Source organism: Stenotrophomonas maltophilia group sp. Smal32 (assembly GCF_030237085.1).
GTDB classification, from domain to species: domain Bacteria; phylum Pseudomonadota; class Gammaproteobacteria; order Xanthomonadales; family Xanthomonadaceae; genus Stenotrophomonas; species Stenotrophomonas maltophilia_Q.
Genome location: NZ_JASJSI010000100.1, coordinates 1 through 16,066, shown reverse-complemented (window position 1 = coordinate 16,066; position 16,066 = coordinate 1). Strand labels below are relative to the sequence as shown.

The window sequence follows — 16,066 nt, the reverse complement described above, 5'->3', positions numbered from 1 at the left end:
CCCGGCCAATCCCATGATCGACAAACGCCGCCCACCACGAGGGGCTGCGCCGTTGGCTGGAATCCTAGATCGGTGCCAGCGCGGTAAACGGTGCCCACGGCAGGTTGCGCAGCAGCGCATACCCGGGCAGCACCCAGAGCCAGAACGTGGGATTGGCCAGTACCCGCATCAGCGGGTCGAGCACGCTTGGGCGGATGCCGGCGATGTTCAGCAGCATCAACAACAGGAACGGCAGGCTGATGACCAGCAACGGGTTCATCGCCATCGCGCCGGGCAGGTCGAAGTGGACCAGGGAATACAGGCAGCGCGTGCTGCCACAGCCCGGGCAGTACAGGCCGGTCAGCGCGTACAGCGGGCAGCTCGGCAGCGGATTGCCGGCGACATACGGGTTGACGTTGCGCAGCACCACCGTGGCACCTGCGGCCAGGCCGGCGGAAACCAGCAGCGGCGCCCAGCGGGCGAGTCGGGAACGGATGGGAAGCGCGGACATGCAACAACGGATCCGGCGCAGGCGCCGGATCCGTCCAGGCGTATCAGTAGCCGCTGTTGCTCATCGCGCCCATGCCGCCGAGCACAACGAAGAACAGCACGTACAGCACGACCAGCACGGCCCAGGCGATGGCCGACCAGATGGCCCACTTCTTGGCCTTGGCGGCGGAGTCCTGGGCGCCGCCGATGTCGCCAGCGGCCAGCTTGCCGTTGACCTGTGCGGCGTAGACGATCGACACGATGCCGGCCGGCAGGCAGCAGAACAGGGTGGTCAGGATCGCCCAGACCAGGTTGTTCGGGACCTGCGGAGTAGCAGTATTCATGGGTTCAAGCTCCTTGATGGGTGGTGGTGGTGAATCATTGGTCGGAAAGAGCGCCCAGTACGGCCAAGCCGCCGAACAGCCCGAACCACAACAGCAACAGGACCGGCAGGGCCACGGCCGAAGCCACTGCCCACCAGCCCGCCTTGCGCGACGCGCTGTAGGCCCCCGGCAGGTCGCCGGCCGCGCGGCGGCCATCGACCTGGGAGGCATAGACGATCGACACCACGCCCAACGGCAGGCAGCAGAACAGCGTCGTCAGGATCGCCCAGACCAGATGGTTGGGGATGTAGACCGGACGGCTGAGCGGTGGTGGTTGATTCAAAGCGAGACTCCATTCCTTGGTGGCCGGCCTTGGTGAATCGGCCGAACCTCCCCCCTGTGGGTGCGTAATCTACCGCAACCGGCGTTGCATGTATGCGTTTACACGCACGGCATGCCGTGTTCGCCACTGGACGCTGGCGTATGTGGAGAGGTCACTCCACCCGCCAGGCTGGCCGATTCCGTCAGGCGTGATCGCCGCGCAGGGCCCGCACCTGGCCCTCCAGCGCTTGGGCGTTGGCGGTGTGGCCATCCACGGCCGGTGCCGCCACCACTTCGACGGTGGCGCGGAAACGGCGCGGCACCCGCATGCGGCCCAGGCGGCTGTCGCGCCGGCTCCACATGCTCGACCACATGCCGCGCAGGGCCATCGGCACCACCGGCACCGGACGCCGTTCGAGGATCTTCTCGACGCCGGATTTGAACGGGGCCATCGCGCCATCCTTGGTCAGTGCGCCTTCCGGGAAGATGCAGACCAGCTCACCTTCGGCCAGCGCGGCGTCGATCTCATCGAACGCGCGCTGCATCAGCGCCGGGTCCTCGCGTGCACCGGCAATCGGGATCGCCTTGGCGGTGCGGAAGATCCAGCGCATCACCGGAATGTTGAAGATCCTGTAGTACATGACGAAGCGCACCGGGCGCGGGATCGTCGCCGACAGGATCAGTGCGTCCATGTAGCTGACATGGTTGCAGACCAGCAGCGCGGCGCCTTCGTCGGGCACGTTGGCCTCGATGCCGTGCGGGCGCAGCCGGTACAGGGTGCGCACCATCAGCCAGCTGAGGAAGCGCATCAGGAATTCGGGGACGATGGTGAAGATGTAGATCGCCACCAGCGCGTTGGCGATGGCCAGCGCCAGGAACTGCTGCGGGATGGTCCAGTGCAGCAGCGTGTGCGCGGCCAGCGACAGCAGGGCCGCGCCCACGATGAAGCCGGAATTCTGGATGTTCAGCGCGGCGAACACGCGCGACATCTGCGCCTTCGGCGTGCGGCTCTGGATCAGCGCGAACAGCGGCACCACGAAGATGCCGGTGAACAGGCCGATGCCGACCAGGTCGATGACGATGCGGATGCTGCCGGGCTGCTGCAGGAACGTGCTGACGGTAAGCCCATGCGCGGTCGCCTCGCCGCTGCGGGCGAAGTACAGGTCGAGCAGGAAGGCGGTCATGCCGAACGCACCCAGCGGCACCAGGCCGATTTCCACCGTGCGTGCCGACAGCTTCTCGCACAGCAGCGAGCCGACGCCGGTGCCGATCGAGAACAGGGCCAGCGCGAAGATGTACAGGGTCGGCTCGCCGCCGAGGTTGGTCACCGCATAGGCCGGCAGCTGCGAGGTCAGCACGGTGCCGACGAACCAGAACCAGGACACGCCGAGGATCGAGTTGCGCACGGCTTTCTGCTGGCGCGCCATGCGCAGCACTGCCAGCGATTCCGGCAGCGGGTTCCAGTTGATCTTCAGGTCGGGATCGCCGGCATCGACCTTGGGAATCAGCCGTGCGGCGATGTTGCCGCAGATCGCCAGCGCGATGATCGCGCACGCGGCCACCACCGTGCCATGACTGCCGGCTACGGTGAACACCAGGCCGCCGACGATCATGCCGGACAGGATCGACATCGAGGTGCCCATCTCGACCAGGCCGTTGCCACCGGTCAGTTCCTCGGGTTTGAGCACCGACGGCAGCACCGAATACTTCACCGGGCCGAACAGGGTCGATTGCATGCCAGTGCAGAACAGGGCGACCAGCAGCACCGGCAGGCTCTGGGTGAGGAAGCCGGTAGCAGCCAGCGACATGATCACGATCTCCATGGTGGTGGTGATCACGATCAGCCGCGATTTTTCCAGCTTGTCGGCGATCTGCCCGGCCAGTGCCGAGAACAGGAAGTACGGCAGGATGAAGATGGCCGGTGCCAGCGTGGCGTACAACCCCAGTTCTTCCTCCGGCACGGCCATGAACAGCAACATGCTGATGATCGCCTGCCGGTACACGTTGTCGTTGAACGCACCCAGCGCCTGGACGACGAAGAACGGCAGGAAACGGCGCTGGCGCAGCAGGGCGAACTGGTTGTGACCGGACATGGAACCTCCTTGACCGGCGCAGCCTAGCATTCCTGCCCGTGCGTCGGGACTGCGGTGGGTAGATCCACGCATGGCGTGGATCTACCCAGACCCCATGTCGGTGGGTGCGGACCGTTGGCCCGCACGCCTGCAGAACTTCAGACGATATCGTCGACCACGCCGCCATCCACGCGCAGTGCCGCACCGGATGTGGCCGAAGCCTGCGGGGACGCGAGGTACACCACCATGTTGGCCACTTCCTCGACCGTGGCAGTGCGCTGGATCACCGAAGACGGCCGGTGTGCCATGACGAATTCGCGGCCGATCTGCTCCAGCGGCTTGCCACTGCGCTGGCGTTCATCTTCGAACATTGCCGCGAAGCCATCGGACAGGGTCGGGCCGGGCAGCACCGCATTGACGGTGACACCACTGCCGGCCACGCGCTTGGCCAGGCCGCGCGACAGCGACAGCTGCGCGGTCTTGCTGACCCCGTAATGGATCATGTCGGCGGGAATGTTGCGTGCCGATTCGGAGGAGATGAACAGCACGCGGCCCCAGCCGGCGTCGACCATCGCCGGCAGCAGCGCCCGCGACAGGCGCACGCCGGACATCACGTTGGTCTGCCAGTAGCGCTCCCAGGTGGCGTCTTCGGTCTCGAAGAAGTCCTCGGGGCCGAAGATGCCGGCGTTGTTGACCAGGATGTCGACCTTGGGCAGGCCGGCCAGCAGGGTATCGACGCCGGCTGCATCGGAGAGGTCGGCGGCGACGCCGGTCACCTCGGCACCCGGAACGGCGGCGAGCACGCGCTGGCGGGCGCGTTCGACGCTGTCGGTGCTGCGGCCATTGAGAATGACCCGCGCACCCGCTGCGGCAAGACCCTGGGCGATCGCCAGGCCGATGCCGGCGGTGGATGCGGTGACCAGCGCGGTGCGGCCGGCGAGTTCGATCTTCATGGGGGCGTCCAGGAGCAGGGGAGCACCCAGTATCCGCGCGGGAACGTGATCGGGATGCAGCGCCAGGCGCAACGCGCTGTTGCGCACGGCACAGTAGATCCACGCCACGCGTGGAAGCAGCACCGGTAGCGCCGGGCCATGCCCGGCGGCAGTTGTCAGGTGAGCGTACGCACTGCCTCATTCGCCGCCGCCCGCACTTTCGGCAGCAACCGCAGCACCAGCGCCATCTGCGTGCGTATCAGCTGCAGCTTCGGCGGCATCGCCTCATCGATCTGTTCCAGCTCGGCGGCCACCGCGCGATCGGCATCGTTGTCATCTTCGGCGACTGGCTGGCGTGCGGCCAGGGCGGTGGCCAGCTGCTGCAGCGCCTTGCGCACGCGATCACCGGCCGCCAATGCCAGCGGATCACTGGCGTAGCTGTCCACCTGGTCGCGGTGCGCGCCAAGCGCCGAGAGGTGGCCCAGCAGGGTGTTGGACAGGGCCAGGAAGTGGAAGCCGGCATCCAGGTTGCGGCGCACGTGGCCGGGCTCACGCAGCATGTTCGACAGCGCGGTGGACAGCGCGGCATCGGCGTTGTGCATGTCGCGGCGGGCGATGCGATAGGCCAGGTCATCGCGCATGCCGCTGCGGTACTGGCCCAGCACCGAATCGAGGTAGCGCGCGGCGGTATCCAGCACCCGCGCCAGCACCCGATGCAGCTGGCGGCCCTGCCAGTCGGGCAGGATCAGGAACGCGGCGGCGGCGGCGATCGCGCAGCCCAGCAGCGTATCGACCATGCGCGGCACGATCAGCACGAAGCCATCGCCGATCAGGTTGAAGCAGGTCAGGGCCATCACGGTGATCGCCGCCGATGCCACCAGGTAGCGATCGGTACGGGTGAAGAAGAACAGCAGCGCCGACAGCAGCGCGATCAGCAGCTGTACGTGCAGCTGCGGGAACAGCTGCAGCAATGCCCAGGTGAGCACGAGGCCGGCCACGGTGCCGACGATGCGCTGCGCCAGGCGCTGGCGGGTGGCACCGAAGTTGGGTCGGCACACGAATACGATGGTCAGCAGTACCCAAGAACCGTTCTGTGCGTTGAACAGCCGGATGGCCGCGAAACCGGCGATCAGTGCCAGCGCCATGCGCAAGCCATGGCGGAACAGCACCGAGCCGGGCGTGAGCTGCTGGCGCAGGCGCACGCCCATCTCGCGCAGGGTGTGCGGATTGCTGTCGCGCAGGCGCGTATCGACATTGTCGAGGCTGGCCTCGGAGCGTTCGGCGTCCAGCAGGCGGCGCTCGATGCTGCGCAGGTTGTGCACCAGCAGGTCCAGCGAGCCCAGCAGGCGCTGCCACTGCGGGCGCTGCTGGTCGCGCAGGTAGGCCAGCGCATCGGCCAGATCGCGCCCGGCCTGCTGGTTGCTTTCGCCATACACGAACGGACGGCGCAGGCGGATCGCCTCGCCCAGCCGCGCGCAGGCCTGGCCCTGCAGGTCGAGCAGGCGCTGGCAGCGGTACAGCACGTCGCTGTGGAAGAAGGCGTCGACCAGCGCGCCATACGGGTAGTGCGAGGAGCTGGCGCGCTCGTGGAAATCCTGCGCCATGTAGTACAGGCGCAGGTACAGGCCGGAGTTCACCCCGGGCCGGCCGGAGCGGCCGAAGCGGGCCAGGATCGCCGTCTTGGCCTCGTTCAACGCGCCGACCACGCGCCGGTTCTGCTCGGCCAGATCGAGCTGGCGGCGTTGCAGGTCGGCCTCGCGCACCGGCTCGAACAGGGCGGCCTTCAGCTGCAGGTAGCGGCCCAGTTCGATGTAGAGCCGCGCCACGCGCTCGCGCACCGGGCGGTTGGCGAACAGCGTGGTCCACAGGATCGACAGCAGTCCGTACCAGACGGCACCCGCCAGCAGGTGGCTGACGGCGTCCAGCGCGCTGTGCAGATCGGTAGCGCCATGCTGCTCCAGGCCGATCATGGTGTAGATCGCCAGCGTTACCGTGGCTTGGGCGATGGATGCGTAGCGCTCGCCGAGTGCGCCGAGCAGGGTCAGGCAGAAGGTGGACAGTGCCAGCGCGCCGATGAAGATCCACGGCCACGGGAACAGCCAGATCACCGAGGCTGCAGCGATACAGAAACACAGCAGCGACAGCAGTACCGCCTTTGTCCGGCCCCACCAGTTGTCGTCGGTTTCGGCGATGGCACTGGCGATGATGCCGAGGAACACGCCGGGCAGCGCCGTGAGCGCGTCCAGATGCCAGCACACGGCAAGCGCCGCCGTCAGGGCGATGAACACCCGCAGGCCATAACTGGCCTTCTCGTGGGCCCACAAGCGGCTGAGGCGGGATTGGCGGGCGGACATGCAGGCTCGGTGGAAGGATCGAGCTCCATTATTGCGGGGTGCGCGTGAAATATGGAGTGCGGACCGTCGGTCCGCACCCACCATCCGCATCCGCCGGGCATGGCCCGGCGCTACCGTTTCAGTCGATCCGCGCCATGCGAGGATGGGCCCTTCTACGCCCGCTGCGCGCGCTTGAGCAGCTTCGCTTCGCGCTTGCGTGCACGACGTGCCCGCCAGCGTTCGGCCAGGCAGGAGAAGATCACGTACAGCGCCGGCGTGCTGAGCAGGGTCAGGCTCTGCGAGAACAGCAGGCCGCCGATCATCGCGATGCCCAGCGGACGCCGCAGCTCGGACCCTTCGCCCAGGCCGATCGCCAGCGGCACCGCCGCCAGGATCGCCACCATCGTGGTCATCATGATCGGGCGGAAGCGCACGATGCTGGCCTCGCGCGCGGCATCGCGCGGCGCCAGCCCATGCTCGCGCTGCGCCACCAGCGCGAAGTCGATCATCATGATCGCGTTCTTCTTGACGATGCCGATCAGCAGCACCAGCGCGATCATCGAGATCACCGACAACTCGGTGTTGGTGCCGAACAACGCCAGCAGCGCACCCACGCCCGCCGCCGGCAGCGTGGACAGGATGGTGACCGGGTGGATCAGGCTCTCGTAGAGCATGCCCAGCACCAGGTACACGGTCAGGATCGCGGCAAACACCAGGATCAGCATGTCGCTGGGGTCGGAGTTGAAGCCGAAACCGGCGTCATCGGCCAGGCGGATGTCGCCGGGCATGCGCATGCCGGCCACCGTGGCATCGATGATCGCCTTGGCCTCCCCCATGCTCACGTCCGGCGCCAGGTTGTAGCTCAGGTCCATCGTCGTGTACTGGTTTTCATGGGTGATCTGCGACGGCGCCAGCCCCGGTACCTGGGTCGCCACCGCGGTGATCGGCACCATGTCGCCGTTGCGCGCACGCACGTACACCTCGTCCAGCGCCGCCGGTGTGGCCGTCTGCGAGGGCAGGGCGTTGACCACCACGCTGTACTGGTTGATGTCGGAGTAGATGGTGGAGATCTGGCGCTGGCCGAACGCACCGTACAGCGCGCCATCGATGGCGCCGACGGTGATGCCCAGGCGCGCGGCCTTGGCGCGGTCGATCTCGATGTTCTGGCGCAGGCCGGCGTTGTCCACGTCGGTGCCGACGTCGCGCAGCTTCGGGTTCTTCTTCAATTCCGCCTGCAGCTTTGGCAGCCATTCCTGAAGCGATGCCAGGTCGTTGCCCTGCAGCGAGATGCGGTACTGCGCGCCCTGGCTGGAACCGCCGCCATCGTTGCTGGGAAGATCCTGGATCGCGCGCAGGCGCAGCTGCAGGTCGGGGTAACGGTCGGCCTTGGCGCTCAACCGTGCCAGCGCATGCGCGGTGGTTTCGCGGCGGCCGTCGCTGCGCGACTTCAGCTCGATGTTGAACTGTGCGCTGGAGCCCTGGCGGCCACTGCCCAGGCGCACGCCCACGGTCTTCACCGCGGGGTCGGCCATCAGCATGTCGGTGATGCGGCGCTGGCGGGCCACCATGTCCTCGAAGGACACGGTGGCACTGGAGTTGGCACGGCCCCAGATCAGGCCGGTGTCCTGCGGCGGGAACGCGCCCTTCTTCACCGCGCCGAACAGGAAGACGGTGACGCCGATCAGGATCAGCGGGGTCAGCGACAGCAGCAGCGCGTGGCGCAGCGAGAAGTCGAGGAACACGGTGTAGACGCGTAGCATGCGTTCGTGGCCGGCATCGAGCCAGCGGCCGAAGCGCGACGGCGGCGCAGCGTGATCGTGGGCGCTGAGGAAGCGGCTGCACAGCGCCGGGGTGAGCGTAAGCGAGACGATCATCGAAACCACGATCGCCGCCACCAGAGTGACGGTGAACTCGCGGAAGAACGCGCCCATCATGCCGCTGGCGAACAGCAGCGGGATGAATACCGCCACCAGAGAGGCGGTGATCGAGACGATGGTGAAGCCGATCTCGCGTGCACCGGTCAGCGCCGCCTGCATGCGCGGCATGCCCTCGTCGAGGTGGCGCATGATGTTCTCGATCACCACGATTGCGTCGTCGACAACGAAGCCGATCGCGATCACCAGCGCCAGCAGGCTCAGGTTGTTCAGGGTGAAGCCCATCACGTACATCACCAGCGCGGCACCGGCCAGCGACAGCGGCACGGTCACCGCGGCGATCAGCGTCGGTGCCAGCCGGCGCAGGAACAGCGCCATGGTCAGCACCACCATCGCCAGGCTGATCAGCAGGGTGATCTGCACTTCATGCAGCGACGAACGGATGGTCGGCGTACGGTCGAAGTACGGCGTCATCGTGGTGCCCGGCTGCAGGTAGTCGCGCAGGGTCGGGATCTGTGCCTTGACCCGGTCCACGGTCTCCACGATGTTGGCGCCGGCACGGGTGAACACGTACATCACCACCGCCGGTTTGTGGTCGAACCACGCGGCCTGGTAGGCGTCCTGCTGGCCGTCGTAGACATTGGCGACGTCCTTGAGACGGATCACCCGGCCATCGCCCTGCGTCTTGACCACCAGGTCGGCGAAGTCGGCGGCGCGCGCCACCGAGTCGTTGGCAATGATCGCGGTGGTGGTGTTGCCATCGCTGAGGAAGCCGGTGGGCGAGGTCACGTTGGCCGCGCGCACGGCGTTGCGCAGGTCATCGGCGGTCAGGCCCAGCGCGTTCATCAGGCGCAGGTTGACGTCCACGCGTACCGCTGGCGTCGAGGCACCGGCGATGTCGACCGAAGCAACGCCGCTGATCTGGCGGATGCGCTGCGCCAGCAGCGAATCGGCCACGTTGTACAGCTCGTCGGCCGACTGCGTCTGCGAGGTCAGCGCGATCGCAATCACCGGGTCGTCGTTCGGGTTCGCCTTCTGGTACATCGGCGAGCCCATGCCCGAGGGCAGGTCGGCCTGTGCCGAGTTGATCGCGGTCTGTACGTCCAGCGCGGCCGAATCGATGTTGTGGCCGCTCTGGAAGATCATGAACACCAGCGAGCTGCCTTCCGAGCTCGACGAGCGCATGCGGTCGATGCCCGGCAGCTGGCCAAGGTGGCGTTCCAGCGGCGCGGTGACCGTGGAGGCCATGGTCGCCGCATCGGCGCCGGACTGGCTGGCGTGCACGAAGATCACCGGGATCTCGATGTTCGGCAGCGCCGACACGCCCAGGCGCAGGTAGCAGATCAGGCCGACCATGAACAGGCCGATGGCCAGCAGCGCGGTGCCGATCGGGCGGCGGATGAAGGGGCCGGACAGGTTCATCGTGCGGTCCCCCGCAGCAGCGGGGCGAGGATCATGCCTGCGGCTCCTGCAGCGAACCGTTGCGCAGCGCGCGCTGTTCGCGGCGGCGGGCAAGCCATTCGGAGAAGCGCTCCATGTACAGGTAGATCACCGGCGTGGTGTACAGCGTGACCAGCTGGGACAGCAGCAGGCCGCCGACGATGGCGATGCCGAGCGGGCGGCGCAGTTCCGAGCCGATGCCGGTGCCCAGCGCCAGCGGCAGCGCACCGAGCATGGCCGCAGCGGTGGTCATCATGATCGGGCGGAAGCGCAGCAGGCAGGCACGGCGGATCGCCTCGTGCGCGTTGGCTCCGGCGCGTCGCGCCTCGATGGCGAAGTCCACCATCATGATGCCGTTCTTCTTGACGATGCCGATCAGCAGCACGATGCCGACGATGCCGTCCACCGACAGGCTCAGCCCGCACAGCATCAGCGCCAGCAGCGCGCCGACACCGGCCGGTGGCAGCGTGGAGATGATCGTGATCGGGTGGATGTAGCTCTCGTAGAGCACGCCCAGCACGATGTAGATCACTACCAGCGAGGCCAGCAGCAGCCACACCACATCGGTCTGGCTGCCGGTGAATTCGGCGGCCTTGCCGATGAACTCGGCATGCAGGTGGGTCGGCATGTCCAGGCTGTCCTTGGTCTCCTGGATTGCACGCACCGCTTCGGACAGCGAATACCCCGGCGCCACGTTGAACGAGACCGTCACCGCCGGCAGCTGCTGCTGGTGGCTGACAACCAGCGGCGCGCTGCTCACCTTGCCTTCGGCCAGCGCCGACAGCGGGATGATGTTGCCGGCACCGACGGTGATGCCGGTGTTCTGCGCGCCGATGCCGGTGGCGGTGGACGAGTTGGACGAGGTGACCTGGCCGAAACTGGTGGCGTTGGTACCGGTCAGCGCGCCGGCGCCGTTGGAGGCGACGGCCAGCTGTTCCATCAGTGCGGTACTGGTGCGGAACTCCGGTGCCACTTCCAGCACCACGCGGTACTGGTTGAGCTCGGTGAAGATGGTCGAGATCTGGCGCTGTCCAAACGCATCGTAGAGCGTGTCATCGATGGTCTGCATCGGCACGCCCAGCACGCTTGCCTTGTCGCGGTCGATGTTCAGCTCAAGCGCACGGCCCTGGTTGGACAGGTTGTTGTCGACGTCGGCAAGCTCCGGGCGCTTGCGCAGCGCCTCGGTCAGGCGCGTGGCCTGCTTGGCCACTTCGGCGCTGTCCACGTCCGACAGCGAGTACTGGTACTCGGTGGCGGCCACGCGGGTATCCAGGGTCACGTCCTGCACCGGCTTGAGGTACAGGGCCACGCCCGGAATGCCGGCCACTGCCTTCTGCAGGCGCGGCAGGATCTCCTCCAGGCCATCGCGCTGGCTGCGCTCCTTCAGCACGATCGACAGCTGGCCCTGGTTGAGCGTGGGGTTCATGCTGCCCGCGCCGATGAAGGCCGATACGCCGGTCACGTCCGGGTCCTGGCGCAGCGCTTCGGCCACCTGCCTGGTGCGCTGTTCCATCTGTGGGAAGGCGATGTTCTGGTCGGCCTGCACCACGCCGGTGATCAGGCCGGTGTCCTGTTCGGGCAGCAGACCCTTGGGAATCAGCACATACAGCAGTACGGTCAGCACCAGCGCGCCGCCGGCCACGGCCAGGGTGGCGCGCTGGTGGTCCAGCACCCAGTCCAGGCTGCGCTCGTACAGGCCCACGGTGCGCGTCCACAGGTTCTGCTTGCCGGCCGCCGCTGCGCGCTCGTGCGCGTCTTCGCCCTCGGGCAGCGCGTCGGGCTTGAGCAGGTAGGCGCACATCATCGGGGTGAGCGTCAGCGAGATCAGCATCGACAGCACCACGGCGATGCTCAGCACCCAGGCAAACTCGTGGAACAGGCGACCGGTGACACCGGGCATCAGCAGCAGCGGCAGGAACACCGCCACCAGCGACACGGTCAGCGACAGCACGGTGAAGCCGATCTGGCGCGCGCCGATCTCGGCCGCTTCCTTGCCACTCTTGCCCTGCTCGATGTAACGCACGATGTTCTCGATCATCACGATCGCATCGTCGACCACGAAGCCGGTGGCCACCACCAGCGCCATCAGCGAGAGGTTGTCCAGCGACATGCCGGCGAAGGCCATCACCGCGAAGGTGCCGGCCAGCGACAGCGGTACTGCCACCGAGGGAATGATCGTGGCCCACAGCCGGCGCAGGAACACGAAGATCACCGCCACCACCAGGCCGATGGTGAGGATCAGGGTGAACTGCACTTCATGCACCGAGGCGCGGATGGTCTCGGTGCGGTCGTTGAAGATCTCCAGGTGCACGTCGGCCGGCAGCACGCCCTGCAGCTGCGGCAGGATCGCGCGGATGCGCTCGACGGTCTGCACGATGTTGGCGCCCGGCTGCCGGCGCACTTCCAGCAGCACCGCCGGCTTGCCATCGGCCCAGGCCGCCAGCTGGTCGTTCTCCACGCCATCGACCACCTCGGCCACGTCGGACAACCGCACCGGGCGGCCGTTCTTGTAGCTGATGATGGTGTCGCGGTACTCGGCAGCGCTGGCCAGCTGGTCGTTGGTGCCGATGCTGTAGGACTGGGTCTTGCCGTTCAACGAGCCCTTCGGCGCATTGACGTTGGCCTGGGTGAGCGCGCTGCGCAGCTGCTCCAGGGTCAGGCCCATGTTCGACAGCTGCGCCGGATTGACCTGGATGCGCACGGCCGGGCGTACGTTGCCGGCAATCGAGACCAGGCCCACGCCCTGCACCTGCGACAGGCGCTGGGCCAGGATCGAGTCGGCGTAATTGTTGACGTCACGCAGCGGGCGCGTGTCGGAGGTCAGCTTCAGGGTGACGATGGCCGCGTCGGCCGGATTCACCCGGTTGTAGACCGGCTGGTAGGGCAGCGACGAGGGCAGGGTGGCCTGGCGGATCGCCGCCTGCACGTCCTGCGCGGCGATGTCGATGTCGCGGTCCATCGAGAACTGCAGGATGATCGTCGACAACCCGGCCGACGAGTCCGACGTCATCAGTTCCAGCCCGGAGATCTGTCCGAACTGGCGCTCCAGTGGCGTGGTGACCAGCGAGGCCATGGTGGTGGCGTTGGCGCCGGGGTACTGGGTGGTGACCACCAGGCTGGGCGCATCGATTTCCGGCAGCGCCGACACCGGCAGCTTGCGGTAACCGAGGATGCCCAGCAGCAACAGGCCCGCCATCAACAGCGAGGTAGCGATCGGGCGGCGGATGAAGATCGTCGAAAAGCCCACGGACTGATCCTTGCTGGCACTTCAATGTCGGCGCCGGCAGGTCCGCCGGCGCGAGGGAGAACCGTGGCCTGCGCTCAGCGCGGACCACCACCGCGACGGCCACCGCCGCCACCGTTCTTCTGCTCGGCCGCTTTCAGCTCGGCCTCGGTCGGTGCGGCCGGGGTTTCGCCCGGCTTCAGCGCGGTGACCTTGCTGCCCGGCTTCAGGCGGAACTGGCCTTCGCTGACCACCCGCTCGCCGCCCTTCAGGCCTTCGGCAATCTGCACCTGGCTGTCGCCCACTTCCACGCCACTGCGCACGGTCTGCATCTTCACCGTGTTGTCGCCCTGCACGACGTAGACGTACTCGCCGTCCGGCCCACGCAGCACGGCCTGGGTCGGAATGACCACGCCACCGCCGATGGTGCGCAGCTGCATGCGCACGTTGACGAACTGGCCCGGCCACAGGCCGTTGTCGGTGTTGTCGAACAGCGCGCGCGCCTTGAACGTGCCGCTGTCGGCACTGATCAGGTTGTCGACCACGTCCAGCTTGCCGTCACCGGACAGCACGTGCGAATCGGCCCGGTCCAGCGCTGCCACCGGCACCGCACCGGCGGCCTGCGCCTGGCGCACGTCGCCGAGCTGGCGTTCGGGCAGGTTGAACAGCACATGGATCGGGTGGACCTGGGTCAGCGTGACCAGGGCGGTACCGGCATTGACCACGTTGCCGGCGTCGACTGCGCGGATGCCGGCGATGCCGGTGATCGGTGCGGTGACCTTGGTGTACTGCAGCTGCACCTGCGCCGAGCGCATGCTGGCCTCGTTCGCCGCGACTGCGCTCTCGTACTGTGCCACTTGGTTTCGTTGTGTATCCAGATCGGTCTTGGCGACGAACTGGCGATACTCCGGCGCATTCGAGCGCTGGTAGTTGGAGCGCGCGGTGGCCAGCAGCGCCTCGTTCTGGCGCTTGGCCGCCGCCGCCTGGTCGTAGCTGGCCTGGGCGGTGCGTGGATCGATCACTGCCAGCACGTCGCCCTTCTTCACTTCCTGGCCTTCGCGGAAGTTCAGGCTCATCAACTGGCCACCGACCTGCGGGCTGACGGTGACGGTGTTCATTGCCGTAACCGTGCCCAGCGCGCTGGCATACACCGGTACGTCCTGGCGCGTGGCCTCGACCACGGTGACCGGCACCGGGCCGGCATCCGGGTCTTCGCCACCCTGGCGCGCGCCCGCCGCTGGCTTTCCAGCCTTGTCCTTGCCCCCGCCGATGACGCGCAGGCCAACCACGGCCAGCACCAGAACCGCCACGACCAGCAGCACGATCTTCCAAACACGTGACATTACGAGGACTCCGAGAGGGCTGGACCGGGCGGGACGCCGGCGGCAATGCGCAAAGCATACCTGTGCCACATCACGTTTCCTGCATGACGGATGGGACGGGCGCTAAGACCGGATCCCCCGCGGGAGGTTCCCGTGGCGCCGGTGTTGCCCTACATTCAGCTGGAACCTTCTTGCTGTGGAGATTGCGATGCGCCGTTCGCTGCTGCTGTCCGCCCTGCTGCTGGCCCTGCCGGCCCTTGCTCACGCCCAGGACGGGCAGCGCCCGGAAGTGACTGCCGCTGCGCAGCGGCTGCAGGCCAAGGTGGTCGAATGGCGCCGGGACTTCCATCAGCATCCGGAGTTGTCCAACCGCGAGGCGCGCACCTCGGCCGAGGTCGCCAAGCGCCTGCGTGCGATGGGCCTGAAGCCGAAGACCGGCATTGCCCACCACGGCGTGGTGGCGATCATCGAGGGCGGCAGGCCCGGCCCGAAGATCGCCCTGCGTGCGGACATGGACGCGCTGCCGGTGACCGAGCAGACGGGCTTGCCGTTCGCCTCCAAGGCCACCGACCAGTACCGCGGCCAGACCGTAGGCGTGATGCATGCCTGCGGCCATGACGCACACACCGCCACCTTGCTGGGCGTGGCCGAAGCGCTTGTGTCGATGAAGAAGGACCTGCCGGGCCAGGTGATGCTCATCTTCCAGCCGGCCGAGGAAGGCGCGCCGCCGCCGGAAGAGGGCGGTGCCGCACTGATGCTGAAGGAAGGCCTGTTCGCCGACTTCAAGCCGGAGGCGGTGTTCGGGCTGCACGTGTTCTCCAGTGTCCAGGCCGGGCAGATCGCGGTGCGCGGTGGCCCGCTGATGGCCGCCTCGGACCGCTTCGGGATCAAGGTGATCGGTCGCCAGACGCACGGGTCGGCGCCGTGGAACGGCGTTGACCCGATCGTGGCCACCGCCGATCTGGTCGGCACCGCGCAGACCATCGTCAGCCGCCGCGCCAACCTGTCCAAGCAGCCGGCGGTGCTGACCTTCGGCGCGATCAACGGTGGCATCCGCTACAACATCATTCCCGATGAAGTGGAAATGGTCGGCACCATTCGTACCTTCGACGAGGGTATGCGCCAGCAGATCTTCGCTGACCTGCGCAACGTGGCCGAGCACACGGCCGCCGCGCACGGTGCCAAGGCGGTAACCGACATCTACGAGTCGGAAGGCAACCCGGCCACGGTGAACGACCCGGCGCTGACCGCGAAGATGCTGCCGAGCCTGCAGGCGGTGGTGGGCAAGGACAATGTGTACGAGCCGCCGCTGCAGATGGGCGCGGAGGATTTCTCGCTGTACGCGAAGGAAGTGCCGGGCATGTTCTTCTTCGTGGGTTCGACCAGCGTGGGCATCGACCCGGCGACGGCGCCGGCGAACCATTCGCCGAAGTTCCTGCTGGATGAGAAGGCACTGGATGTGGGACTGCGGGCGTTGCTGCAGGTGAGCCTGGATTACCTGCACGGTGCCGGCACTCCTACGGGGTGAGGGGTGCCGGGGGGGGGTGGGGCCCCCCCCCCCCCCCAAAAAAACAAAAAAAAAAAAAAAGCCCATAACGTGGGTTTGGGGGGGGGGGGGGGGGGGGGGGGGGGGGGGGGCGCCCCCCCCCCCCCCGCCCCCCCCCCCGCCCCCCGCGCCCGCCCCCCCCCCCCCCCCCCCCCCCCCCCCCCCCCCCCCCCCCCCCCCCCCCCCCCCCCCCCCCCCCCCCGCCCCCCCCC

General features: G+C 67.6%; 10 protein-coding genes. 1 reads left to right on the top strand and 9 read right to left on the bottom strand.

Going from position 1 to position 16,066, the window contains the following annotated elements:
- Positions 1-64: 64 nt before the first annotated feature.
- The 9 genes from QRO91_RS18265 to QRO91_RS18225 form a co-directional block, all read right to left on the bottom strand.
- Positions 65-490, bottom strand: a complete 426-nt coding sequence (locus tag QRO91_RS18265) for a DUF2752 domain-containing protein (protein ID WP_197650512.1) — start codon at positions 488-490, stop codon at positions 65-67.
- Between the two features lie 43 nt (positions 491-533).
- Entirely contained in the window at positions 534-812 is a 279-nt protein-coding gene (locus QRO91_RS18260; RefSeq protein ID WP_197650511.1) for a CD225/dispanin family protein, read from the bottom strand.
- A 34-nt stretch (positions 813-846) separates the two neighbouring features.
- Positions 847-1,134: a CD225/dispanin family protein gene (locus QRO91_RS18255; RefSeq protein WP_005419784.1), complete on the bottom strand. Its 288-nt coding sequence runs from the start codon at positions 1,132-1,134 to the stop codon at positions 847-849.
- 181 nt (positions 1,135-1,315) lie between these two features.
- Positions 1,316-3,205, bottom strand: a complete 1,890-nt coding sequence (locus tag QRO91_RS18250; RefSeq protein ID WP_197650510.1) for an MFS transporter — start codon at positions 3,203-3,205, stop codon at positions 1,316-1,318.
- A gap of 137 nt (positions 3,206-3,342) precedes the next feature.
- Entirely contained in the window at positions 3,343-4,137 is a 795-nt protein-coding gene (locus QRO91_RS18245) for an SDR family NAD(P)-dependent oxidoreductase (RefSeq protein ID WP_197620076.1), read from the bottom strand.
- 155 nt (positions 4,138-4,292) lie between these two features.
- Positions 4,293-6,470: a YccS family putative transporter gene (gene yccS, locus QRO91_RS18240; RefSeq protein WP_049427333.1), complete on the bottom strand. Its 2,178-nt coding sequence runs from the start codon at positions 6,468-6,470 to the stop codon at positions 4,293-4,295.
- Positions 6,471-6,622: 152 nt separating this feature from the next.
- Entirely contained in the window at positions 6,623-9,745 is a 3,123-nt protein-coding gene (locus QRO91_RS18235) for an efflux RND transporter permease subunit (protein WP_197633758.1), read from the bottom strand.
- 31 nt (positions 9,746-9,776) lie between these two features.
- Positions 9,777-13,010 (bottom strand): efflux RND transporter permease subunit, encoded by a 3,234-nt coding sequence (locus QRO91_RS18230; protein WP_049427329.1) that lies wholly within the window; start codon positions 13,008-13,010, stop codon positions 9,777-9,779.
- A 74-nt stretch (positions 13,011-13,084) separates the two neighbouring features.
- Positions 13,085-14,329 (bottom strand): efflux RND transporter periplasmic adaptor subunit, encoded by a 1,245-nt coding sequence (locus QRO91_RS18225; RefSeq protein ID WP_049427327.1) that lies wholly within the window; start codon positions 14,327-14,329, stop codon positions 13,085-13,087.
- A 187-nt stretch (positions 14,330-14,516) separates the two neighbouring features.
- On the opposite strand from QRO91_RS18225, the gene QRO91_RS18220 reads away from it, so the two are divergent.
- Positions 14,517-15,836: a M20 family metallopeptidase gene (locus QRO91_RS18220; RefSeq protein WP_197650507.1), complete on the top strand. Its 1,320-nt coding sequence runs from the start codon at positions 14,517-14,519 to the stop codon at positions 15,834-15,836.
- The last annotated feature ends 230 nt before the right edge of the window (positions 15,837-16,066 follow it).

Coding starts and splice junctions, on each gene's coding strand:
- QRO91_RS18220 (WP_197650507.1), top strand. CDS start 14,517: ATGCGCCGTTCGCTGCTGCTGTCCGCCCTGCTGCTGGCCCTGCCGGCC.
- QRO91_RS18260 (WP_197650511.1), bottom strand. CDS start 812: ATGAATACTGCTACTCCGCAGGTCCCGAACAACCTGGTCTGGGCGATC.
- QRO91_RS18225 (WP_049427327.1), bottom strand. CDS start 14,329: ATGTCACGTGTTTGGAAGATCGTGCTGCTGGTCGTGGCGGTTCTGGTG.
- QRO91_RS18265 (WP_197650512.1), bottom strand. CDS start 490: ATGTCCGCGCTTCCCATCCGTTCCCGACTCGCCCGCTGGGCGCCGCTG.
- QRO91_RS18235 (WP_197633758.1), bottom strand. CDS start 9,745: ATGAACCTGTCCGGCCCCTTCATCCGCCGCCCGATCGGCACCGCGCTG.
- QRO91_RS18245 (WP_197620076.1), bottom strand. CDS start 4,137: ATGAAGATCGAACTCGCCGGCCGCACCGCGCTGGTCACCGCATCCACC.
- yccS (WP_049427333.1), bottom strand. CDS start 6,470: ATGTCCGCCCGCCAATCCCGCCTCAGCCGCTTGTGGGCCCACGAGAAG.
- QRO91_RS18250 (WP_197650510.1), bottom strand. CDS start 3,205: ATGTCCGGTCACAACCAGTTCGCCCTGCTGCGCCAGCGCCGTTTCCTG.